The sequence below is a fragment of the Streptomyces sp. NPDC090045 genome (assembly GCF_044747975.1).
Taxonomy (GTDB): Bacteria; Actinomycetota; Actinomycetes; order Streptomycetales; family Streptomycetaceae; genus Streptomyces.
On the sequence record NZ_JBIVFA010000001.1, the window covers coordinates 380,449 to 400,030 of the forward strand.

At 69.1% G+C, this 19,582-nt stretch carries 22 protein-coding genes and 2 tRNA genes; 19 read left to right on the forward strand and 5 right to left on the reverse strand.

Features of this window, described 5'->3' with window-relative positions:
• The first annotated feature begins 4 nt into the window (after window positions 1-4).
• The gene (locus tag ACIPYQ_RS01680; protein ID WP_401245213.1) at window positions 5-619 is read left to right on the forward strand and encodes a hypothetical protein; all 615 of its coding nucleotides are present in this window, start codon (window positions 5-7) and stop codon (window positions 617-619) included.
• 299 nt (window positions 620-918) lie between these two features.
• Here ACIPYQ_RS01680 and ACIPYQ_RS01685 read toward each other — a convergent pair whose 3' ends face one another.
• Together ACIPYQ_RS01685 and ACIPYQ_RS01690 are read right to left on the reverse strand one after the other, a co-directional pair.
• The gene (locus ACIPYQ_RS01685; protein WP_401245215.1) at window positions 919-1,128 is read right to left on the reverse strand and encodes an e9imm peptide; all 210 of its coding nucleotides are present in this window, start codon (window positions 1,126-1,128) and stop codon (window positions 919-921) included.
• Complete coding sequence (locus ACIPYQ_RS01690; protein WP_401245217.1) at window positions 1,125-1,589, reverse strand: NUDIX hydrolase; 465 nt, start codon at window positions 1,587-1,589, stop codon at window positions 1,125-1,127. Before ACIPYQ_RS01690 ends, ACIPYQ_RS01685 begins: the two co-directional genes overlap by 4 nt.
• 18 nt (window positions 1,590-1,607) lie before the next feature.
• Between ACIPYQ_RS01690 and ACIPYQ_RS01695 the strand changes: the two genes are divergently transcribed.
• The 11 genes from ACIPYQ_RS01695 to ACIPYQ_RS01745 all read left to right on the forward strand — a co-directional run bounded on the left by ACIPYQ_RS01695 (window position 1,608) and on the right by ACIPYQ_RS01745 (window position 8,687).
• Entirely contained in the window at window positions 1,608-2,390 is a 783-nt protein-coding gene (locus tag ACIPYQ_RS01695) for a GntR family transcriptional regulator (protein ID WP_401245219.1), read from the forward strand.
• 139 nt (window positions 2,391-2,529) lie between these two features.
• A complete protein-coding gene (locus tag ACIPYQ_RS01700; RefSeq protein WP_401245221.1) occupies window positions 2,530-2,868 on the forward strand; it encodes a hypothetical protein in 339 nt (112 codons plus the stop codon).
• Window positions 2,869-2,870: 2 nt separating this feature from the next.
• A complete protein-coding gene (locus tag ACIPYQ_RS01705; RefSeq protein ID WP_401245223.1) occupies window positions 2,871-4,235 on the forward strand; it encodes an FtsK/SpoIIIE domain-containing protein in 1,365 nt (454 codons plus the stop codon).
• 78 nt (window positions 4,236-4,313) lie between these two features.
• Window positions 4,314-4,961: a DUF2637 domain-containing protein gene (locus ACIPYQ_RS01710; RefSeq protein ID WP_401245225.1), complete on the forward strand. Its 648-nt coding sequence runs from the start codon at window positions 4,314-4,316 to the stop codon at window positions 4,959-4,961.
• An 11-nt stretch (window positions 4,962-4,972) separates the two neighbouring features.
• Entirely contained in the window at window positions 4,973-5,164 is a 192-nt protein-coding gene (locus tag ACIPYQ_RS01715; protein ID WP_401245227.1) for a mobile element transfer protein, read from the forward strand.
• A 17-nt stretch (window positions 5,165-5,181) separates the two neighbouring features.
• A complete protein-coding gene (locus tag ACIPYQ_RS01720) occupies window positions 5,182-5,340 on the forward strand; it encodes a hypothetical protein (RefSeq protein WP_401245229.1) in 159 nt (52 codons plus the stop codon).
• A gap of 22 nt (window positions 5,341-5,362) precedes the next feature.
• Window positions 5,363-5,677, forward strand: a complete 315-nt coding sequence (locus ACIPYQ_RS01725) for a SpdD protein (protein WP_401245231.1) — start codon at window positions 5,363-5,365, stop codon at window positions 5,675-5,677.
• 89 nt (window positions 5,678-5,766) lie between these two features.
• Complete coding sequence (locus tag ACIPYQ_RS01730; protein WP_401245233.1) at window positions 5,767-5,955, forward strand: hypothetical protein; 189 nt, start codon at window positions 5,767-5,769, stop codon at window positions 5,953-5,955.
• Window positions 5,952-7,328 (forward strand): replication initiator protein RepSA, encoded by a 1,377-nt coding sequence (repSA, locus tag ACIPYQ_RS01735; protein WP_401245235.1) that lies wholly within the window; start codon window positions 5,952-5,954, stop codon window positions 7,326-7,328. The genes ACIPYQ_RS01730 and repSA overlap by 4 nt, the downstream gene beginning before the upstream one ends.
• Window positions 7,321-7,524 carry an excisionase family DNA-binding protein gene (locus ACIPYQ_RS01740; RefSeq protein ID WP_362235102.1) on the forward strand — a complete coding sequence of 68 codons (204 nt, stop codon included), beginning with the start codon at window positions 7,321-7,323 and terminating at the stop codon, window positions 7,522-7,524. Before repSA ends, ACIPYQ_RS01740 begins: the two co-directional genes overlap by 8 nt.
• Entirely contained in the window at window positions 7,524-8,687 is a 1,164-nt protein-coding gene (locus ACIPYQ_RS01745; protein ID WP_401245238.1) for a tyrosine-type recombinase/integrase, read from the forward strand. The genes ACIPYQ_RS01740 and ACIPYQ_RS01745 overlap by 1 nt, the downstream gene beginning before the upstream one ends.
• Window positions 8,688-8,756: 69 nt before the next feature.
• On the opposite strand, the gene ACIPYQ_RS01750 is transcribed toward ACIPYQ_RS01745, so the two are convergent.
• Window positions 8,757-8,827: transfer RNA gene (locus ACIPYQ_RS01750), tRNA-Gly, on the reverse strand.
• Between the two features lie 168 nt (window positions 8,828-8,995).
• Here ACIPYQ_RS01750 and ACIPYQ_RS01755 point away from each other — a divergent pair.
• The 5 genes from ACIPYQ_RS01755 to clpX all read left to right on the forward strand — a co-directional run bounded on the left by ACIPYQ_RS01755 (window position 8,996) and on the right by clpX (window position 13,709).
• Window positions 8,996-9,072, forward strand: a tRNA-Pro gene (locus tag ACIPYQ_RS01755).
• A 188-nt stretch (window positions 9,073-9,260) separates the two neighbouring features.
• Complete coding sequence (tig, locus tag ACIPYQ_RS01760) at window positions 9,261-10,655, forward strand: trigger factor (protein ID WP_361760073.1); 1,395 nt, start codon at window positions 9,261-9,263, stop codon at window positions 10,653-10,655.
• Window positions 10,656-10,931: 276 nt separating this feature from the next.
• On the forward strand, window positions 10,932-11,549 hold the full coding sequence (locus ACIPYQ_RS01765) for an ATP-dependent Clp protease proteolytic subunit (RefSeq protein ID WP_030649990.1): 618 nt from the start codon (window positions 10,932-10,934) through the stop codon (window positions 11,547-11,549).
• 54 nt (window positions 11,550-11,603) lie between these two features.
• Complete coding sequence (locus ACIPYQ_RS01770) at window positions 11,604-12,269, forward strand: ATP-dependent Clp protease proteolytic subunit (RefSeq protein ID WP_150257432.1); 666 nt, start codon at window positions 11,604-11,606, stop codon at window positions 12,267-12,269.
• 153 nt (window positions 12,270-12,422) lie between these two features.
• Complete coding sequence (clpX, locus tag ACIPYQ_RS01775; RefSeq protein ID WP_030710841.1) at window positions 12,423-13,709, forward strand: ATP-dependent Clp protease ATP-binding subunit ClpX; 1,287 nt, start codon at window positions 12,423-12,425, stop codon at window positions 13,707-13,709.
• Window positions 13,710-13,778: 69 nt separating this feature from the next.
• On the opposite strand, the gene ACIPYQ_RS01780 is transcribed toward clpX, so the two are convergent.
• A complete protein-coding gene (locus ACIPYQ_RS01780; RefSeq protein WP_401245241.1) occupies window positions 13,779-14,726 on the reverse strand; it encodes a hypothetical protein in 948 nt (315 codons plus the stop codon).
• 139 nt (window positions 14,727-14,865) lie between these two features.
• Between ACIPYQ_RS01780 and ACIPYQ_RS01785 the strand changes: the two genes are divergently transcribed.
• Window positions 14,866-17,487, forward strand: a complete 2,622-nt coding sequence (locus ACIPYQ_RS01785) for a valine--tRNA ligase (protein WP_401245243.1) — start codon at window positions 14,866-14,868, stop codon at window positions 17,485-17,487.
• Window positions 17,488-17,595: 108 nt separating this feature from the next.
• On the opposite strand, the gene ACIPYQ_RS01790 is transcribed toward ACIPYQ_RS01785, so the two are convergent.
• A complete protein-coding gene (locus ACIPYQ_RS01790; protein WP_401245245.1) occupies window positions 17,596-18,225 on the reverse strand; it encodes a vitamin K epoxide reductase family protein in 630 nt (209 codons plus the stop codon).
• Window positions 18,226-18,375: 150 nt separating this feature from the next.
• On the opposite strand from ACIPYQ_RS01790, the gene ACIPYQ_RS01795 reads away from it, so the two are divergent.
• The gene (locus ACIPYQ_RS01795; protein ID WP_401245247.1) at window positions 18,376-19,527 is read left to right on the forward strand and encodes an ATP-binding protein; all 1,152 of its coding nucleotides are present in this window, start codon (window positions 18,376-18,378) and stop codon (window positions 19,525-19,527) included.
• Window positions 19,528-19,582 lie beyond the last annotated feature (55 nt).

The window sequence follows — 19,582 nt, forward strand, 5'->3', positions numbered from 1 at the left end:
CAATGTGGCCCGTCTGATCGCAGCTGCAAGTGCCATCGGAACTGCGTGCAACATGGCGGTGGCGTTCGCGAAGTACAGGCGGGAACGACCCCGTGTGACCCTCTCCGTTGATCCGGGTTGGGCCTGGGTCCCTCACGGGACGATCGGGGAGGGCGAGAAGCCGACCTTCGGGGACTTCCGTACCAAGCCTTCTGGAGGGTGGGTGGTCAAGGACTTCGAGAGACCTTACGTCGAGCTTACGATCAAGAATGATGGTCAATCGAAGGTGCGAATTGTTGACGTGAGGGCCGAGGTCCTCATGGTGAGGCGATCAATTCGACACCCGAGAGGTGAGGGTATGTCCGGAATTGTGGCTGACGTCGAACCCTTCAACACCGACATGGTTGTCAAGGCTGGTGACCCGGTGAAGGCGCCGTTCGATTTGGAATCATTTGGTGGCATCAACTGGGAAGTTGTAGTTCCGAAGGCGGTGGGGCCAAAGGAGCGCTTGCGGATCTCTGTGAGGTTGTCTGGAGGTTCTCAGGTGTGCTCCCGGTGGATGCGCGCTCCGGTGGCGGAGAATGTGGCACCGGTCTCCCAGCCTTACGAACAGTTGTCGCTGGACGAAGACGTTTCCTGACGATCGGGTGTAACCCGCCGCCTCCCTGGCTCACCACGATGTACCGGCACCCGCGTACGGCGCCCCCTCCATCCCGGAGTCGGAGCGCCCCCGCCGGAGGCATCAGTCTTGGCCGGTAGCCGACCGATCGGGCCGGGCCCATCCCATCAAGCCCTTAGCCACACTGGCGCGCGGCCGGCGGTCCGGGCTGGAGCGGGGCGCAGACAGGAGCGCAGGCCCGGGGCGACGGGCGCGCGACGCCGCCTTGGCGGCGGAAGCGCCCTTGATGAAGTAGGGAAACTCTTACCGCGCTGCCAGGCTCAGAGCACGAAGGGCTTGTATGCCGATGCTCGATCCACGACCCTCTGGGCGCTCAGGTCGGGGTCGAAGTCCCAGAGGGTGTAGCTCCTGATGTGGGGACATTCGAGCCCTACTTTGAGGGAGTTTGGGGCTGCGTCCGGTTCGGCTTCATCGGTGATGCTGCCGTCCATGAGGCGTTGGCCGAGCTCCACGACTTCGTCGCGTGTCACGCCGTGAGGAGCTGGCGGCCGTCGTGGCTGCGGACGTGGGGGCCGGCGTTGTCCAGGGCGTCCAGGAGGCGGATCGCGTAGACCTCGGACATCTGGGCTGCGACCTCTTCTGGGGTGAGCCAGGCAACCGCGGTTGATTCCTCCGATGTGCGCTCGGTCCCGCCGGACGGCTCGCAGCGGAAGACCAAGGCGACGATGCCGCGGGTGGTGTTCTTGTAGACCCCGGTGAGCTCCTGGACCTGGACCTCGATGCCGGTCTCCTCCAGGACCTCGCGGCGGACGCCGGCCTCCGGGGATTCGGCGAGTTCGAGGACTCCGCCCGGTAGTTCCCAAGTGCCGTTGTCCGCACGACGGATCGCCAGCAGCCGGCCGTCCTCGCGCAGCACTGCCCCGGCGACGGACACGGAGTGCAGTGGCGTTGACTTGGCCTGCGGGGAACCCGTACTCATGTACAGGAGCATAGGAGGAAGAGAAGGACTATGGGAACCGCAGTAGGAGGTGGCCGAGGGGCTGTGCCGCGCTACGTGCAGATCGCTGACGACATCGTGCAGCAGATCCGGGCCGGCGTGCTGAAGGCCGGCGACATGGTGCCGAGTGAGTCCGAGCTCGTGGAGCGCTACGGCGTCGCCGGTGGGACGATCCGCAAGGCCATGGTGGAGGTGCGGGCCAGCGGGCTCGTGGAGACCCGTCATGGCAAGGGGTCGCTGGTGAAGGCCCGGCCGCCGGTGCGGCACCGGTCCTCGGATCGCTTCCGGCGTACGCATCGGCAGGAGGGCAAGGCGGCCTACCTGGCCGAGTCCGCGCAGGCTGGCGCTGAAGCCGGCGTCAGCATGCTGTTCCGGGGGCCCATGGAGGCTCCGGAGGAGATCGCGGAGCGGCTCGGCGTCGCTGTGGGAACTCAGGTGCTCGCGCGTCGGCGCTTGTACTTCCGCGACGGGACTCCGGTCGAGACGGCTACCTCGTACCTGCCGTGGGACGTCGCGAAGGACATCCCCGAGCTGTTCGCCGACAACCCCGGTCCCGGTGGCATCTACGCCCGGCTTGAGGATCACGGCCACGTCTTCGCCGAGTTCGTGGAGACGCTCCAGGCCCGGCCGGCCGCCAAGGCGGAAGCGACCGAGCTGTCTCTGACCCCTGGAGCGCCGGTGGTGCACCTGCTGCGCAACGCCGTCACTGAAGAGGGCCGCGTAGTGGAGGTCTGCGACACGCTCATGGCCGCTGACCAGTTCGTTTTCGAGTACCGGATCCCTGCGCGCGACTGACGCCCGCTCAACTCCCCACAGCCCGCCACGAGTTTCTCTTCGCGGCGGGTTGACTCATGTATAGGAGTCGGGCAATCTTCTTCATGTCACTCCTATACAGGAGTGACGGAGTCGGACCTCTATAGAGGAGTGATCTGCTGTGCGTCAGATTCCCGTCGACACCACCGGTGCGACCGTGATGGTTGCCCAGCCCCCGCAGCTGAAGATGCGTGACAAGAAGACCGGCCAGGTCGCCGTCGACAACGAGACCGGCGGCAACCTCATGACCGTCGACGTGCTGTTCGTGATGAACGGCAACGCCGAGGTCGTGTCCGTGACCGTGGCGGAGGCCGATGTCTCCGGCGAGCTGGTCATGGGTACCCCGGTCGCGCTGACCGGCCTCGTCGCCCGCCCGTGGGAGAACGAGTTCAACGGCCAGAAGCGCCACGGGATTAGCTTCCGCGCCGTCGCGGTCACCGCGCTCGCCAAGGCGGGCTGACGATGGATGCCTTATGGATCACGCTGCTGGTGGTCCTCGCCGTGGTCTTCGTACTTGTCCTGCGCTGGCGGCGGCCCACCTGGTACTGGATGACCTTCGGGGTCACCTTGGCGACGGTCCGCGTCCTGATCCGCTACCGCTCGGTGATGGACGCCTGCGGGCTCACTGTCCCGCCCTCCCGCTGGCGGATGGCGCTCGCCAGGGTCGCCAATCGCCCGGTCCCGGAAGCGCGTTCGCCCCGGATCCTGCGGCTGAAGCCCACTGCGACAGGGCTCGTCCTGCGGCTGAAACTCCGCCCCGGCCAGGACGCGTTCGACTTCTCCGCCTCCTCCGACCGGCTCCGGCACTCTTTCGCCCTTCACAACGTCGTCTCACAGGAGATCCGCTCCGGCGTCGTCGAGCTGCGGATGACCGGCTACGACGTACTCAAGCGGGTGCGCATGCCGGCGGCCATGCCCTCCGAGGGGCTCCGGGTGCCCGTGGCCCTGCGGGAGGACGGGACGGTTCATCACCGGGACTACCGGCAGGTGCCGCATGCCCTGAACGTCGGCGCGACCCAGTCCGGGAAGTCCGTCTATCAGCGCACACTCGCCGCCGGACTGGCACCACAGAACGTCGCGCTCGTCGGCATCGACTGCAAGAACGGGGTTGAGCTCTTCCCTCTGGCGGCGCGGTTCACTGCCCTGGCGGACAACCCGGATGATGCTGCCGAACTGCTGGCTGCGCTCGTCCAGTACATGGCCCGCGTCTATCAGCTCATCCGGGCCGAACAGCGCATCAGCGTCGCCCTGCCCGACGCTGAGATCACCGCCGATATCTGGGACCTGCCCGCGCACCTGCGTCCCGTACCCGTCGTGATCCTGGTGGACGAGGTTGCGGAGCTGGCTCTCGCCGCGAGCAAAGCGGACGAGCCCCGGCGGGACCGGATCGTCACCGATCTGGTCCGCCTTGCCCAGCTCGGCCGGGCAGCCGGCGTCTACCTGGAGATCTGCGGCCAGCGCTTCGGCTCGGAACTCGGCAAGGGGATCACCATGCTCCGCGCCCAGCTCACCGGCCGTACCGCCCACCGGGTCAACGACGAGACGTCGGCGAAGATGGCCTTCGGGGACATTTCCGCGGACGCCGTCCTGGCTGCTGTCCAGATCGACAAGGACCGTCCCGGCACCGCCGTGGCCGGTGACTCCTCCGGCGGCTGGTCCCGTATCCGGGCCCCGCACACCACACTCCGCAAGGCCGTGGACATCTGCAACGCCCACGCGCACCGCACCCCGAGCATTCCGGAACTGGCGCCCTTCCGGCCCGCCGCCCCGGCACGGGTCCTCGTCGGCAAGGTCCAGCCCAAGGCTGCCTCGGCGCCTGCCTTCTGATCACTCGCCCCACCCGGTCGGCGCGACCTCATCGCGCCAGGTCCCTACCCCACCCATGCCTGAAAGGAGGTGAAGACCATGACCCGCCTGGTCCGCCCGGACGCCGTCCTCGTCCAGGCCGTCATCGCCGGAGCCCTCTCCTTCGCCCACCTTCACGACCTCGCGGAAGCCGCCGGACAGCACGGCTGGAAGGCCTGGGCCTACCCGGTCAGCGTGGATCTCCTCCTTGTCGCCGCCTGGCACCGTCTACGCAGCTTGCGGGACGCCGGGGAGTCCGCCCGCTCCGCCTGGTCCTGGTTCGCCGTCGCCCTGACTGCCTCGCTCGGCGCGAACGTCGCCACCGCCGGCCTTCTCGACCTGGGCAACGTCCCGGACTGGCTCCGGATCCTCGTCGCCGGATGGCCCGCACTTGCCTTCCTCGGCGGAACCCTCCTGGTCCACCGGCCTACGCCACCCAGCACGCCCGATCCCGAACCTGAGCCCGTCCCGGCACCCCTGCCCGTGGTCGAGCGGGAGACAGAACCCGGCGTACAGGGCGACCCGCTTCCCGCTCTGCCCGCCCCGGCACCGACGGTCAGCGCCCCGCCCGCGCTCGTCGCCCACGCCCAGAAGATCGCCGCCGACCACCGGACCCGTACCGGCTCGGAGATCGACACAGAGACTCTCCGCGCCCGGCTCGGCGTCCCGTACCCGCTCGCGGAGGCCATCGCCGCCCAGCTCGCCTGACAGGAGATCCCATGCCCGCCCGGATCAACTTCCGCTCGCTCATGAAGATCGGCCCCGTCCAGATCGGCACCTACCGCGACCGCCACGGCCGCACCAAAGACGCCGCCGTCTGCACCACCGACGGCTGCGGCTGGTCCTCCGACTACACCTCCTCCACCGCCGCCCAGCTCGCCGCCCGCACCCACCGCTGCCGCGTCAGCTGACCCGAAAGGCCAACGCCATGGACGTCCCGCTCTGGCTCGCCCTCATCGCCGTCGGCGCCCTCGGCGTCAAGCTCATCCGCCCGCCCTGGTGGCTCGTCGCCGTGATCCTCCTCGGCGGTTTCCTCCTCGCGGACAGCTTCCTCGCCCCGGCCATCGACAGCGCGATCAACAAGTAGGCCCACCGGAAGGAGAACGGCCATGTTCAAGCCCAAGTACCCCAGCCCCGACACCTACACCCCGGCGACCATCCGCCCGACCCCGGCGCCTGTTGAACGCGCCTCTTTGGTGCCTGCTCCTTTGAAGGCCCGGACCACCCTCGGCGGCCTGGTCCATCACTCACCCGGCACCACGCTCGTCCTCGCCGCCGGCGCAGTCGTCGGAGTCCTCGCCCTGGCCTCCGTCGCCGTCTCGCTGCTCCTGGCCGTCGCGGTCACCGCCGTCGCGCTGTCCATCAGCGCCGTCGTCGTGCTCTTCCTCGTCCGCGCCCTGCGTCAGGAGTTCAAGAGCCGTTGACCGGCCCCGGGACGGCCTCAACCGCCAAGTTTCCGCCGTCCCGGCGCCGCGCTCCTGCCCGATCCAACGAACCGGAAGGAAGCACCATCATGGCCCAGCCCACCCTCACGGTCGCCCAGGTCTGCCCCGACTGCGACGGCTTTCCCGCCGTGAAGATCACCCTCGGCGGCCGCGACAGCACCGGCGCCCTGCGCATGATCACCGCGCACTGCTTCGCCTGCCACGGCACCGGCAACCGCCGCTCCCTGCGCCGACCCCACCGGACGGTGACGGCGTGACCAACCCCGCGTCCCTCGCGGAGCTGGACGCCGGCCTCCTCGGCGACATGCTGAAGGTGGCCGGGGCCCCCGGTTACGCACGCTGGGAAGACCAGATCCGCCGCACCGGCGGCTGCTCCGACCCGATCCACATCACCGGCTGGACCGTCGCCAAGGACAAGACCTCGGGTGAGGTCCTGCACCGCTACTCCACCCAGGACGAACCCGGCGCCCGCCTCCGCATCGCCTGCGGCAACCGCCGCGCCTCCCGCTGCCCCGCCTGCGCCTGGACGTACTCCGGAGACACGTACCACCTGATCCGGGCCGGACTCGCCGGAGACGACCGTCGCGACATCCCCGCCACCGTCCGCGAACACCCCCGCGTCTTCGCCACCCTCACCGCTCCCTCCTTCGGCCCGGTCCATAACCGCCCCGCCGGCCGCCCCTGCCGTTGCGGCAAGCACCACCAAGAGGACGCGCGCGAACTCGGCACCGCGCTCGACCCGACCGCCTACGACTACGCCGCTGCCGTCCTCTTCAACAACCACGCCGGGCAGCTCTGGCAGCGCTTCACCACCCGCCTGCGCCGCGAGATCGCCGCGTACGCCGGCCTCACCCAGCGCGAACTGAAAGAGGAAGCCCGGATCTCATACGGCAAGGTCGCCGAATTCCAGAAGCGCGGCGCCATCCACTTCCACGCCGTCATCCGCATCGACGGACCGGACGGTCCGTCCAGCCCTCCGCCGTACTGGGCCAGCACCGAACTCCTCGACCGCTCGATCCGCGCAGCAGTCGCCCACGCCTACACCTCGGTGTCCGTCCCCGACGCCGCCGACCAGCCCGCCCGAACCTTCCGCTGGGGCACCCAGCTCGACGTACGCCCCATCAAGGCCTTCGGCGACGGCTCCGACATCACCGAACAGGCCGTTGCCTCGTACGTCGCCAAGTACGCGACCAAGGCAGCTGAGAACACCGGGACCCTCGACCGCCGGATCGGCAACCGCGAGGCCCTGGTCCTCCTCGACGTGCCCGACCACACCGCCCGCCTGATCGGGGCCTGCTTAGACCTCGACCCGCTCTACCCGGACCGAAGGCTCGCCGCCTGGTCGCACATGCTCGGCTTCCGCGGCCACTTCTCCACCAAATCCCGCCAGTACTCCACCACCCTCGGCGCCCTCCGCCAGACCCGCGCCGACTACCGCGCCGCGCAAGAACGTGAAGCCCGCGGCCTGGACGCCGTCGAGCCGGACACCGTGCTCGTTCTCGCCTCCTGGCAGTACGCCGGCCACGGACACAGCCCGGGGGAGTCGGTACTCGCCGCCACCATCGCCCGCGACATTCAGCTGAACCGCCGGACCGCCCGCGAAGCCCTGCAAGGAGAGCAGCATGAATGAACGTTTCCTCAGCGTCGTCCAGGTCGCCGAACTGCTCGGCACCACCGTGCGGTTCCCCCGACGGCTCGTCGAGGAGCGCCGGATCACCTACGTCAAGGTCGGCCGACACGTCCGTATCCCCGAGAGCGCCGTCCGGGCCTACATCGACGCCCACACCGTCGAGCCGCGCCGTCGCCGTCTGGGGGTGGCTGCCTGATGGCCGGGAAGCGCCGCCAGTTCGGCCGGGTCCGCAAGCTGCCCTCGGGTCGGTATCAGGCTCGGTACCTCGGCCCGGACGGACAGCTCCGTCCCGCACCCGAGACGTTCCGTACGAAGAGGGACGCGGACGACTGGCTCGCCGACAAGCAGACCGAGATGCGCCGCGGAGACTGGCACGACCCGGACGCCGGGAAGGTGGCCTTCGGACCGTACGCGGTCGCCTGGATCAAGGAGCGCGAGCTGACCAGCACCACGCGGCAGCTCTACCGCTCGCTCCTCAAGCACCACCTTGAGCCGAGCCTCGGCGCCGTCAACCTGGCGGAGATCTCGCCGCCACTCGTACGCAGCTGGCGTGCCGACAAGCTCGCCGCCGGCACCGGGCCCACCACCGTCGCCAAGGCCTACGCCCTGCTCCGCGCCATTCTGGGGACGGCTGTGTCCGACGAGCTGATCCGGCGGAACCCCTGCCAGGTCAAGGGGGCCAGCAGCGTCCACACCCCGGAACGTCCGACCGCCACGGTCAAGGAGGTCTACGCGCTGGCCGAGGCGATCCAGCCGCACTACCGCGCCCTCGTCCTCATGGCCGGCTTCCTCGGACTGCGCTGGGGCGAACTGATCGGCCTCCATCGGCGGGATGTGGACCTGGAGCACAGGACCGTACGGGTCCGGCGGGCCGTCGCCGAGCTGAGCAACGGGCAGCGGGAGATCAAGGCGCCGAAGAGCGCCGCGGGCAAGAGGACGATCTCCATCCCCGGGGTGATCCTCCCGGACCTCCACGAGCACCTGAAGCGGTACGCCGAACCCGGCGCCGACGGGCGTGTCTTCGTCGGGGCCAAGGGGGCGACCCCGCGCCGGAACCACTTCAACCGGCTCTGGCACAAGGCGTGTCGCGAAGCGGGGATCAAGGGGCTGCACTTCCATGATCTACGGCACACGGGCAACACGCTCGCCGCGTCAACGGGGGCCAGTACGCGTGAGTTGATGACGCGCATGGGCCACAGCACCGCCCGCGCTGCCCTGATCTACCAGCACGCCAGCGCCGATCGGGACCGGCTGATCGCCGACGCGCTGAGCGGGCTCGTGAAGAAGGGCCGGAAGAGCCCCAAGGGCACGAAGGAAGATCCACAGCGCAAGGGGCATGCAGGGGGCACGCGGAGCTGATCGGAGCTCCGGGAATGACTAAGGGCCAGGCGGAGGAAATGTCCTCTGACCTGGCCCTTCGTGCTTCAGAGCGGGTGACGGGAATCGAACCCGCGTAGCTAGTTTGGAAGACTAGTGCTCTACCATTGAGCTACACCCGCAACGCGCGCGCCGTAGGTCGAGGACCGCGGCACGGACAGCATCCTAGCGGGTCGTACAGGGGGAGCGCACACCACATTTCGCGCCCACGCCCGGGACCGGCCCGAAACGCATCGGGAAACCCCGCACATCAGAGGGTCTCCGGGCATGTACCCTACGTGTCGCACCGACGGGGTGTGGCGCAGCTTGGTAGCGCGTCCGCTTTGGGAGCGGAAGGTCGTCGGTTCGAATCCGGCCACCCCGACCACCATCAGTGTTCCCCTCGGGATCTTTCGAGGGCGGACCGCAAGATCGCGTTGTGGGCTGATTGCCGCTTGCGGCTACTATGCAAGCTGCGTGCCCGTGTGTCTGATGTACCGGGCCGAAGTCCGCTGAACCGCTGAATCGCAGCGAGACGGCAGATCCCCCAGAAGTCAGCCACAAGGAGACCGAACCGTGAAGAGCGCCGTGGAGACCCTGAACCCGACTCGGGTTCGGCTCACTGTTGAGGTGCCCTTCGAGGAGCTCAAGGACAGCCTCGACGCGGCGTACAAGAAGATCAACCAGCAGGTCACGGTGAAGGGCTTCCGCAAGGGCAAGATCCCGGCCCGCGTCATCGACCAGCGCTTCGGCCGTGGTGCGGTGCTGGAGGAGGCCGTCAACGACGCCCTCCCGAAGTTCTACACCGAGGCCGTCAACGAGGCCGACCTGAACCCGCTGGGCCAGCCCGAGGTGGACATCACGGAGCTGAAGGACGGCGAACTGCTGGCCTTCACCGCCGAGGTCGACGTCCGTCCCGAGATCGAGATCCCGGACTACTCCGGCATCGAGGTCGAGGTCGACGCCGTCGAGGTCTCCGACGAGGACGTCGAGAAGTCGGTCGAGCAGCTGCGCGGCCGCTTCGGCTCCACCAAGGACGTCGAGCGCGCCGCCGCCGAGGGTGACGTCGTCACCATCGACCTGGAGGCCAAGGTCGACGGTGAGGTGCTGCCCGACGGCGTCGCCTCCGACGTCTCGTACACCATCGGCTCGGGCGAGCTCCTCGAGGGCATCGACGAGGCCGTCACGGGCCTGGAGGCCGGTGGCGAGGCCACCTTCACCTCCCAGCTGAAGGGCGGCTCCGCCGAGGGCAAGGACGCCGAGGTCACCGTCAAGGTCACCAAGGTCTCCGCCAAGGAGCTCCCGGAGCTGGACGACGAGTTCGCGCAGATGGCGAGCGAGTTCGACACCCTTGAGGACCTCAAGGCGGACAGCCGCAAGCGCCTCGAGAACATGAAGCAGTACGACCAGGCCACGCAGGCCCAGGAGCGCGTCCTGGAGAAGCTGCTGGAGCTCGTCGAGGTCCCGATCCCCGAGAAGCTCCTCGCGGACGAGGTCCAGACCCGCAAGCACAACCTGGAGCACCACCAGCTCGGCCAGATGGGTCTGACCATCGAGAAGTACCTGGAGTTCCAGGGCAAGACGGTCGAGGAGTTCGACGCCGAGACCTCCGAGCAGGCGATCAAGGGCATCAAGACCCAGTTCGTCCTCGACGCGCTGGTCAACAAGGAGAAGCTGGGCGTCAACCAGGAGGAGCTCACCGAGCACCTCATGCGCCGTGCCCAGTCCTCCGGCATGTCCCCCGACCAGTTCGCCCAGGCGGTCGTCGAGGGTGGCCAGGTTCCGATGCTGGTCGGCGAGGTCGCCCGCGGCAAGGCCCTCGCGGTCGTCGTCGAGGCCGCCAAGGTCGTCGACACCAACGGTGACGTCGTGGACCTGTCCGACGACGAGGACGAGGTCGAGCAGGCCGCCGAGACCGTCGAGGCCGCTGTCGACGGCGACGACGAGGTCAAGGCCGACGAGGCCAAGTAACACCCCGGGCGAAGCCCGCTGAGCAGTGCCCCGGAGGGCCCGGACGCAGCCGCGTCCGGGCCCTCCGGCATGGTCCCCGAAAGGCCCTGGGAGCTTGCGCTCCGAGCGAACAGTTCGGGAAGCGGGATGGCGTTGTCCGACCTGCGCGTTAGGGTCCATGAATACGGGGGCACGTGAGTACCCGGGCGCCGGCGGACTCGTCCGCACCGGCCGGTCCGCGCCCCAGAACGAGACGCTGAGACGGCACATGGCCGTCGGAGACGAGCAGGTGGATACGTGACGAATCTGAAGCCTTACGCCGCGGGTGAGCCGTCCATCGGTGGCGGCCTCGGCGACCATGTCTACAACCGGCTGCTCGGCGAGCGCATCATCTTCCTCGGCCAGCAGGTCGACGACGACATCGCCAACAAGATCACGGCGCAGCTCCTGCTCCTGGCCGCCGAGCCGGAGAAGGACATCTACCTCTACATCAACAGCCCCGGTGGCTCGGTGACGGCCGGCATGGCCGTCTACGACACCATGCAGTACATCCCCAACGACGTCGTGACCATCGGCATGGGCATGGCGGCCTCGATGGGGCAGTTCCTGCTCACCGGTGGCGCCAAGGGCAAGCGCTTCGCCCTGCCGAACACCGACATCCTGATGCACCAGGGCTCCGCCGGCATCGGTGGCACCGCGTCGGACATCAAGATCCAGGCCCAGTACCTGCTGCGCACCAAGCAGCGGATGGCCGAGATCACCGCGTTCCACTCGGGCCAGACCGTCGAGGCGATCATCCGCGACGGTGACCGCGACCGCTGGTTCACCTCCGAGGAGGCCAAGGAGTACGGCCTCATCGACGAGATCATCTCGGCCGCGTCCAACGTTCCGGGCGGCGGCGGCACCGGGGCCTGATCCCGGCACCACCGTCAGTACCCCGCAGCCGACAGCCCGCAGAACGCCACCAGGATGGTGAACACCCAGATGCAGAACAACTTCTCCGCGAGCGGCCTCTACACCGGCCCGCAGGTGGACAACCGCTACGTCATCCCGCGCTTCGTCGAGCGCACCTCGCAGGGCGTGCGCGAGTACGACCCGTACGCGAAGCTCTTCGAGGAGCGCGTGATCTTCCTCGGCGTGCAGATCGACGACGCCTCCGCCAACGACGTCATGGCGCAGCTGCTGTGCCTGGAGTCGATGGACCCGGACCGCGACATCTCGATCTACATCAACAGCCCCGGCGGCTCCTTCACCGCGCTGACGGCGATCTACGACACGATGCAGTTCGTGAAGCCGGACATCCAGACGGTCTGCATGGGCCAGGCGGCCTCCGCCGCCGCGGTCCTGCTCGCCGCCGGCACCCCCGGCAAGCGCATGGCCCTGCCGAACGCCCGCGTGCTGATCCACCAGCCGTCCGGCGGCACCGGTCGTGAGCAGCTCTCGGACCTCGAGATCGCGGCCAACGAGATCCTGCGCATGCGCGACCAGCTGGAGACCATGCTGGCCAAGCACTCGACGACGCCGATCGAGAAGATCCGCGACGACATCGAGCGCGACAAGATCCTCACGGCCGAGGACGCGCTCGCGTACGGCCTGATCGACCAGATCGTCTCGACCCGCAAGAACTCCCACTGATCCTTGCCGTCAGTTGGCGTGGAACCGTCGCCGGATTCGGCGATGTGAACCACGTCAAGGGGGCCCCGCACGGGGCCCCCGGCAAGGTACCGTCGGATATGAGGCACCAGGAGCGCTGAACCAGGCGTCTCCCAGGCGAAGGGGAAGCACCTCGTGGCACGCATCGGTGACGGCGGCGACCTGCTCAAGTGCTCGTTCTGCGGAAAGAGCCAGAAGCAGGTGAAGAAGCTCATCGCAGGACCCGGTGTGTACATCTGCGACGAGTGCATCGACCTCTGCAACGAGATCATCGAAGAAGAGCTCGCGGAGACCTCCGAGGTCCGGTGGGAGGAACTCCCCAAGCCCCGTGAGATCTACGAGTTCCTGGAGAGCTACGTCGTCGGCCAGGAGCCGGCAAAGAAGGCCCTCTCGGTAGCGGTCTACAACCACTACAAGCGGGTCCAGGCCGGCGAGAACGGCGGCGCGCAGGGCCGGGACGACGCGATCGAGCTCGCGAAGTCCAACATCCTGCTGCTGGGCCCCACGGGCTCGGGCAAGACGCTGCTCGCGCAGACCCTGGCCCGCATGCTGAACGTCCCGTTCGCCATCGCCGACGCGACGGCGCTGACGGAGGCCGGGTACGTCGGCGAGGACGTCGAGAACATCCTCCTGAAGCTGATCCAGGCCGCCGACTACGACGTCAAGAAGGCCGAGACCGGGATCATCTACATCGACGAGATCGACAAGGTGGCCCGCAAGAGCGAGAACCCGTCGATCACGCGCGACGTCTCGGGCGAAGGCGTCCAGCAGGCCCTGCTGAAGATCCTGGAAGGCACGACCGCCTCCGTCCCGCCGCAGGGCGGCCGGAAGCACCCGCACCAGGAGTTCATCCAGATCGACACGACGAACGTGCTCTTCATCGTGGGCGGCGCCTTCGCCGGCCTGGAGAAGATCATCGAGTCGCGTGCGGGCGCCAAGGGCATCGGCTTCGGGGCGACGATCCGCTCGAAGCGCGAGATCGAGGCCAGCGACCAGTTCCAGGAGGTCATGCCGGAGGACCTGGTGAAGTTCGGGATGATCCCCGAGTTCATCGGCCGCCTCCCCGTGCTGACCTCCGTCCACAACCTGGACCGCGAGGCCCTGCTCCAGATCCTGATCGAGCCGCGCAACGCCCTGGTGAAGCAGTACCAGCGGCTGTTCGAACTCGACGGCGTGGAGCTGGACTTCGAGCGCGAGGCCCTCGAGGCCATCGCCGACCAGGCCATCCTCCGCCAGACGGGCGCGCGCGGCCTGCGCGCCATCATGGAGGAGGTCCTCATGTCGGTGATGTACGAGGTCCCGTCCCGCAAGGACGTGGCCCGCGTGGTCATCACCTCGGACGTGGTCCGCTCCAACGTCAACCCGACGCTGGTCCCGAGGATCGTCCCGAAGGACCAGGGCCCGCAGGAGAAGTCGGCGTAGCCCGCACAACAGCACGGAGAAGGGGCGCCCCCGGCCGGGGGCGCCCCTTCTGCATGTCCTGCCGCCCCGCTACTTCTTGACGCGGGCCGTGTTGTAGAACTTCGCGGTGATCTCCGCGGTCTGGTCCAGGGTGTAGCCGGACTTGCCGGCGACCAGCGAGGCCAGCTCCATGGGAGTGGCCGTGCCCAGGGTGCTGTAGTCACCCCAGATGCAGATCGGGAGCGTGAACTCCTTGGGCCCCTTGTACGCCGGGTCCTTCGAGGTGAACTTGGCTTCCTGGCACTTCATCACGGCGCCCTTGAAGCCGGCCGGGCTCATCGTCTTGGGGCTCCCGACGAGATCGACCGTCATCTTGCTTTCTTCCTTGGCGGCTTCCAGCTTGGCCAGGGCGAAGTACGCGTCCACCGCCTTCTCCGGGTCGGCGAGCTCGCCGTAGAAGCCGGTGAAGTTGAGGATCTTGCCTGCCAGCGGGTTGCTCGGGTCGCCCGCCTGGTAGCCCATGTTCACCTTGCTGGGGTTCTTCATGCCCACCCCCTCGACTTCCTTCTTCTCCCCGGGGGTGAGGGCCGACTCCTTGTGCTTCGGGTCCTTCTTGAAGTCGTCGACCGACTCCGGGGCGACCAGCTTGTAGCCCTTGGTGTCGGCCGAGATGTCGCTGCTCGCGCCGCCGCCCTGCGTGAAGTACCAGCCGGCGCCCGCGACGACCGCGACCGCGACGACCACGCCGATGATCACGCCGGCCTTGGACTTCTTCGGCTGCTGGGGAGGTACCGCGCCGTACGGGGGCTGGGGCTGCTGCTGGTAGCCGTAGCCCGGCTGCGGCGGCTGCTGCGGGTAGCCCTGCGGCGGGACGCCCGGCTGCTGCGGGTAGCCGTAACCGGGCTGGGGGGCGGGCTGGCCGTACGGACCCGGCGGCGGCGGGGGCTGCTGGCCGTACGGACCGGGCTGCTGGGGCTGCCCGTACGGTCCCGGCTGCTGAGGCTGCTGCCCGTAGGGCCCTGGCTGGTTGTAGCTCATCCCGCGTCCCCCAATGAGGTTGCTTCTCTTTTTGCTTATCCGTTCCACACATCCTGGCGGAAGCCGGTGGCGCCCGGGGCGGCGGGCCCCCTCATTACCGGTTTCATGACTGGACTGTTACGGCCCTAAACTGTGCCCCGTGACCGAGAACACGCAGACACCCAGCAGCCCCAACTCCGAACTGCCGACCCAGTACGCGCCGGCCGAGGTAGAGGGGAAGCTCTACGAGCGCTGGGTAGAGCGTGGGTATTTCGAGGCCGACGCGAAGAGCGAGAAGCCCGCGTACACCATCGTCATTCCGCCGCCGAACGTCACGGGCTCGCTCCACCTGGGCCACGCCTTCGAGCACACGCTGATCGACGCCCTGACCCGCCGCAAGCGCATGCAGGGCTTCGAGACGCTGTGGCAGCCCGGCATGGACCACGCCGGCATCGCCACCCAGAACGTCGTCGAGCGCGAGCTCGCCAAGGAGGGCAAGTCCCGCCACGACCTGGGCCGCGAGGCGTTCGTCGAGCGCGTCTGGCAGTGGAAGGGCGAGTCCGGCGGGCAGATCTCCGGCCAGATGCGCCGCCTCGGTGACGGCGTCGACTGGTCGCGCGAGCGCTTCACCATGGACGAGGGTCTCTCCGAGGCCGTCCAGACCATCTTCAAGAAGCTCTACGACGACGAGCTGATCTACCGCGCCGAGCGCATCATCAACTGGTGCCCGCGGTGCCTCACCGCGATCTCCGACATCGAGGTCGAGTACCAGGACGACGAGGGCGAGCTCGTCTCGATCCGCTACGGCGAGGGCGACGCGTCCATCGTCGTCGCGACCACTCGCGCCGAGACGATGCTCGGCGACACCGCCGTCGCCGTCCACCCGGAGGACGAGCGCTACAAGCACCTCGTCGGCACCGAGATCGAGCTGCCGCTGACCGGCCGCCGCATCCCGGTCGTCGCGGACGAGCACGTCGACCCGGAGTTCGGCACCGGCGCCGTCAAGGTGACCCCGGCGCACGACCCGAACGACTTCGAGATCGGCCAGCGCCACGGCCTGCCGAACCTCGCCGTCATGGACGAGCACGCCATCATCACGGCTCACGGCCCCTTCCAGGGCCTGGACCGGCTGGAGGCCCGCTCCGCCATCGTCGCCGCGCTGCGCGCCGAGGGCCGGATCGTCGCCGAGAAGCGTCCGTACACCCACTCCGTCGGCCACTGCTCGCGCTGCAAGACCACCATCGAGCCGCGCCTGTCCATGCAGTGGTGGGTCAAGGTCGGTCCGCTCGCCAAGGCCGCCGGTGACGCGGTCCGCGACGGCAAGGTCAAGATCCACCCGCAGGAGATGGAGAAGCGCTACTTCGACTGGGTCGACAACCTCCACGACTGGTGCATCTCGCGCCAGCTGTGGTGGGGCCACCGCATCCCCGTCTGGTACGGCCCGAACGGCGAGGTCGTCTGCGTCGGACCGGACGAGCAGCCGCCGACGGGCGAGGGCTGGCACCAGGACACCGACGTCCTCGACACCTGGTTCTCCTCCGGCCTGTGGCCCTTCTCCACCCTCGGCTGGCCGCAGCAGACCGAGAGCCTCGCGAAGTTCTACCCGAACTCCGTCCTGGTCACCGGCTACGACATCCTCTTCTTCTGGGTCGCCCGGATGATGATGTTCGGCCTGTACGCGATGGACGGCACCCCGCCGTTCCACACCATCGCCCTGCACGGCATGGTCCGCGACCAGTTCGGCAAGAAGATGTCGAAGTCCTTCGGCAACGCGGTCAACCCGCTGGACTGGATGGACACCTACGGCTCCGACGCGGTCCGCTTCACGCTGGCCCGCGGCGCGAACCCGGGCGTCGACGTCCCGATCGGCGAGGACTGGGTCCAGGCCTCGCGGAACTTCGCCAACAAGATCTGGAACGCCACCCGCTTCGCGCTGATGAACGGCGCCACCATCGAGGGCGAGCTGCCGGCCCCCGAGCAGATGTCGGCGACCGACCGCTGGATCCTGTCGCAGCTCAACAAGACCGTGGCCGAGGTCGACGCCTACTACGAGGACTACCAGTTCTCGAAGCTGTCGGACTCCCTGTACCACTTCGCGTGGGACGAGGTCTTCAGCTGGTACGTCGAGCTGTCGAAGACGACGTTCTTCGCGGGCGGCGAGCAGGCCCGGGTCTCCGGCCGGGTCCTCGGCGAGGTCCTCGACGTCATGCTGCGGCTGCTGCACCCGGTGGTCCCGTTCGTCACCGAGACGCTGTGGACCACGCTGACCAGCGGCGAGTCCCTGGTGATCGCCGACTGGCCCGCCGACAGCGGCTTCCGCGACGAGGCGGCCGAGGCCGAGATCGACCTCGTCAAGGCCGTCGTCACCGAGGTCCGCCGGTTCCGCAAGGAGCAGGGTCTGCAGGACGGCCAGAAGGTCCCGGCCCGCCTGGACCTGACCGGTACGGCGCTGGCCGCCCACGAGGGCGCCATCCGCCAGCTGCTGCGCCTGCAGCCCGAGGGCGATGCCTTCAGCGCCACCGCGACCCTGCCGGTCGCCGGCGCCACGGTCGCGCTCGACCTGTCGGGCACGATCGACGTGGCCGCCGAGCGCAAGCGCCTCTCCAAGGACCTCGCGGCCGCGGAGAAGGAGAAGCAGCAGGCCGAGGCGAAGCTCGGGAACGAGGCGTTCATCGCCAAGGCCCCCGACAACGTCGTGGACAAGATCAAGGGCCGGCTCGCCAAGGCCGAGGCGGACATCGCGCGGCTCCAGGCCCAGCTGGACGCACTGCCCGCCGGCTAGCGGTCCGCAGGCGCAGACCGCGCAGACAACAGGGCGAAGGCCCCCGCACCGTCGGTCGGTGCGGGGGCCTTCGCCCTATGCGTTCCCCGCCCCGTGCGGGGGACGGTCTCACAGGAGGCGGGTGCCGAACTCCGACAGGACCAGCGCGGCCAGCACCGCGTAGGCGGCCAGCGGGACCAGCCAGTGCGGCAGCGCCCGCAGCCGGGAGCCGGGCGCCGCCAGGTGCCGCGTGACGTACCAGAACAGCGGGATCATCACCGCCCAGACGGCCATGCACCACGGGCACAGCGCGCCGATCACGTACAGGCACTGGCCGATCAGCCACACCGTGAAGGCGAAGCCCGCGGCGAGGCCGGCCCACAGGACGCGCCAGAGCCCGCGCGGGAACACCGCCCCGGCCACCAGGGCCAGGCCCAGCGCGGCGAGGGCCGCGAAGCCGGCGAGGCCGAGGAGGGTGTTCGGGAAGCCCAGCAGATTGCCCTGCCAGGTGGTCATCACGTCGCCGCAGCTGAGGACGGCGTTGACATTGCATCCGGGGGTGAAGAGGGGGTCCTCCAGGGTGCGGATGCGGTCGTACGCGAGGACTCCGGAGGCCAGCGTGCCGATCAGGCCGCCGATCAGCAGGAGCAGGGCGGTGCCGGTGCCGGTGGCTTCGCCGCTGCCCCGACGGGCGGGCGCTCCGGTCGCCGTAACCGCGGTCGGTCCGGCGGTCGGTCCCGCGGTCGTTCCGGTCGTCATTCTTCCGAGGCTACGAGGGCCCGCGGGCCTGCGGCAGGGCGCAAGGTCGCGAGATGCCGGGACCTCCGACCTGTCCGAAGTGCCCTAAATCACTCAGGTTTCGGTCCCGGCTGATCCGATCCGATCCGCCGACCACGGATGATGGAGGGCATGCTCGTCAAGCCCGTCGTCTCGGCGTACCACCGGTGGGTGGCCTCCGGCCGCCGGCTCGCCGAGGGCTGGGCCGGCTCGCCGCGCGCGCTGGACGTGCTCACGGCCCTGAGCTGCCTCGGCCTGATGGCCCTCGACCTGCCGGGACTCGCCGCCGCCGACAACTCGCTGAGCGGGCCGGCGGCCGCCGTCGTGCTCGCCGTGGGCTGCGCGAGCCTGCTGGTGCGCCGCCGGACGCCCTGGATCTCGTACCTGGCCGCGCTGCTGTTCATCGGGTGGCTGCACGAGCTGACCCTGATCCAGTTCGCGCTGTACTCGGTGGGCCGCTACCGGGGCCGCCGGGCCGCGGTCGTGGCCACGATCGGGTACGTCGGCTTCGCGCTGCTGCTGTTCTCCTGCGTGCCGGGCTGGGCGGCGGACAAGGCCGGGACGCTCAGCGGCTTCCTCAGCCTGTTCGTGCCCATCGGGGTGCTCGCCTCGGCGGTGGGCATCGCCGCCTACCGGCACGATTTGGTGGGGGAGCTCACCGCCCGGCGGGCCGAGTCCGCCGTGCTGCAGGCCGTCCAGCAGGAGCGCACCTCCGTCGCCCGCGACGTCCACGACTTCGTCGGGCGGGAACTGACCCTGCTGACGGTGCGCTCCGAAGTGCTGTCCGTGCGGGCGCGCGAGACGACGCACGCGAAGGACTTCGAGGAGCTGGCGGACACCGCGCGCCGGGCCCATCTGGTGCTCAACGAGATCATCGTGCAGCGCGGGGAGCGGGCCTCGACCCCGGGCGTGGACGGGCTGCCCGCGCTGGCCGAGGAGAGCGGGCGGGCGGGGTCGCCGGTGCGGCTCGCCATGGACCGGGAGGCGCACGGGCTGTCGCCGCTGCGGCAGGCGGCGGTCTACCGGGTGGTGCAGGAGTGCCTGACCAACGCCGCCAAGCACGCGCACGGGGAGACCATCGACGTGTCGATCGCGGCGGACGGCCCGCAGCTGCGGATCGCCGTCAGCAACGCGCTGCCGGCCCGGACCCCGGGCCGGGCCCCCGTATCGGCGGGCTCCGGCACGGCGAGCATGTCCGAGCGCGTACGCAGCCTGGGCGGGACCCTGACGGCACGGCGCACGGAGGACGCGTACGAGGTCGTGGCCACGCTGCCGCGCGGCTAGACGGCTAGACGGCTGGACGGCTGGACGGCTGGACGGCGAGAGGGCTGGAGGGCTG

Excerpts from the sequence above, each read along its gene's own strand:
- ACIPYQ_RS01690 (WP_401245217.1), bottom strand. The coding sequence starts at position 1,589 with ATGCTCCTGTACATGAGTACGGGTTCCCCGCAGGCCAAGTCAACGCCA.
- ACIPYQ_RS01695 (WP_401245219.1), top strand. The coding sequence starts at position 1,608 with ATGGGAACCGCAGTAGGAGGTGGCCGAGGGGCTGTGCCGCGCTACGTG.
- ACIPYQ_RS01705 (WP_401245223.1), top strand. The coding sequence starts at position 2,871 with ATGGATGCCTTATGGATCACGCTGCTGGTGGTCCTCGCCGTGGTCTTC.
- ACIPYQ_RS01710 (WP_401245225.1), top strand. The coding sequence starts at position 4,314 with ATGACCCGCCTGGTCCGCCCGGACGCCGTCCTCGTCCAGGCCGTCATC.
- ACIPYQ_RS01715 (WP_401245227.1), top strand. The coding sequence starts at position 4,973 with ATGCCCGCCCGGATCAACTTCCGCTCGCTCATGAAGATCGGCCCCGTC.
- ACIPYQ_RS01720 (WP_401245229.1), top strand. The coding sequence starts at position 5,182 with ATGGACGTCCCGCTCTGGCTCGCCCTCATCGCCGTCGGCGCCCTCGGC.
- ACIPYQ_RS01725 (WP_401245231.1), top strand. The coding sequence starts at position 5,363 with ATGTTCAAGCCCAAGTACCCCAGCCCCGACACCTACACCCCGGCGACC.
- ACIPYQ_RS01730 (WP_401245233.1), top strand. The coding sequence starts at position 5,767 with ATGGCCCAGCCCACCCTCACGGTCGCCCAGGTCTGCCCCGACTGCGAC.
- ACIPYQ_RS01740 (WP_362235102.1), top strand. The coding sequence starts at position 7,321 with ATGAATGAACGTTTCCTCAGCGTCGTCCAGGTCGCCGAACTGCTCGGC.
- ACIPYQ_RS01745 (WP_401245238.1), top strand. The coding sequence starts at position 7,524 with ATGGCCGGGAAGCGCCGCCAGTTCGGCCGGGTCCGCAAGCTGCCCTCG.
- ACIPYQ_RS01770 (WP_150257432.1), top strand. The coding sequence starts at position 11,604 with ATGGTGAACACCCAGATGCAGAACAACTTCTCCGCGAGCGGCCTCTAC.
- ACIPYQ_RS01780 (WP_401245241.1), bottom strand. The coding sequence starts at position 14,726 with ATGAGCTACAACCAGCCAGGGCCCTACGGGCAGCAGCCTCAGCAGCCG.
- ACIPYQ_RS01790 (WP_401245245.1), bottom strand. The coding sequence starts at position 18,225 with ATGACGACCGGAACGACCGCGGGACCGACCGCCGGACCGACCGCGGTT.
- ACIPYQ_RS01795 (WP_401245247.1), top strand. The coding sequence starts at position 18,376 with ATGCTCGTCAAGCCCGTCGTCTCGGCGTACCACCGGTGGGTGGCCTCC.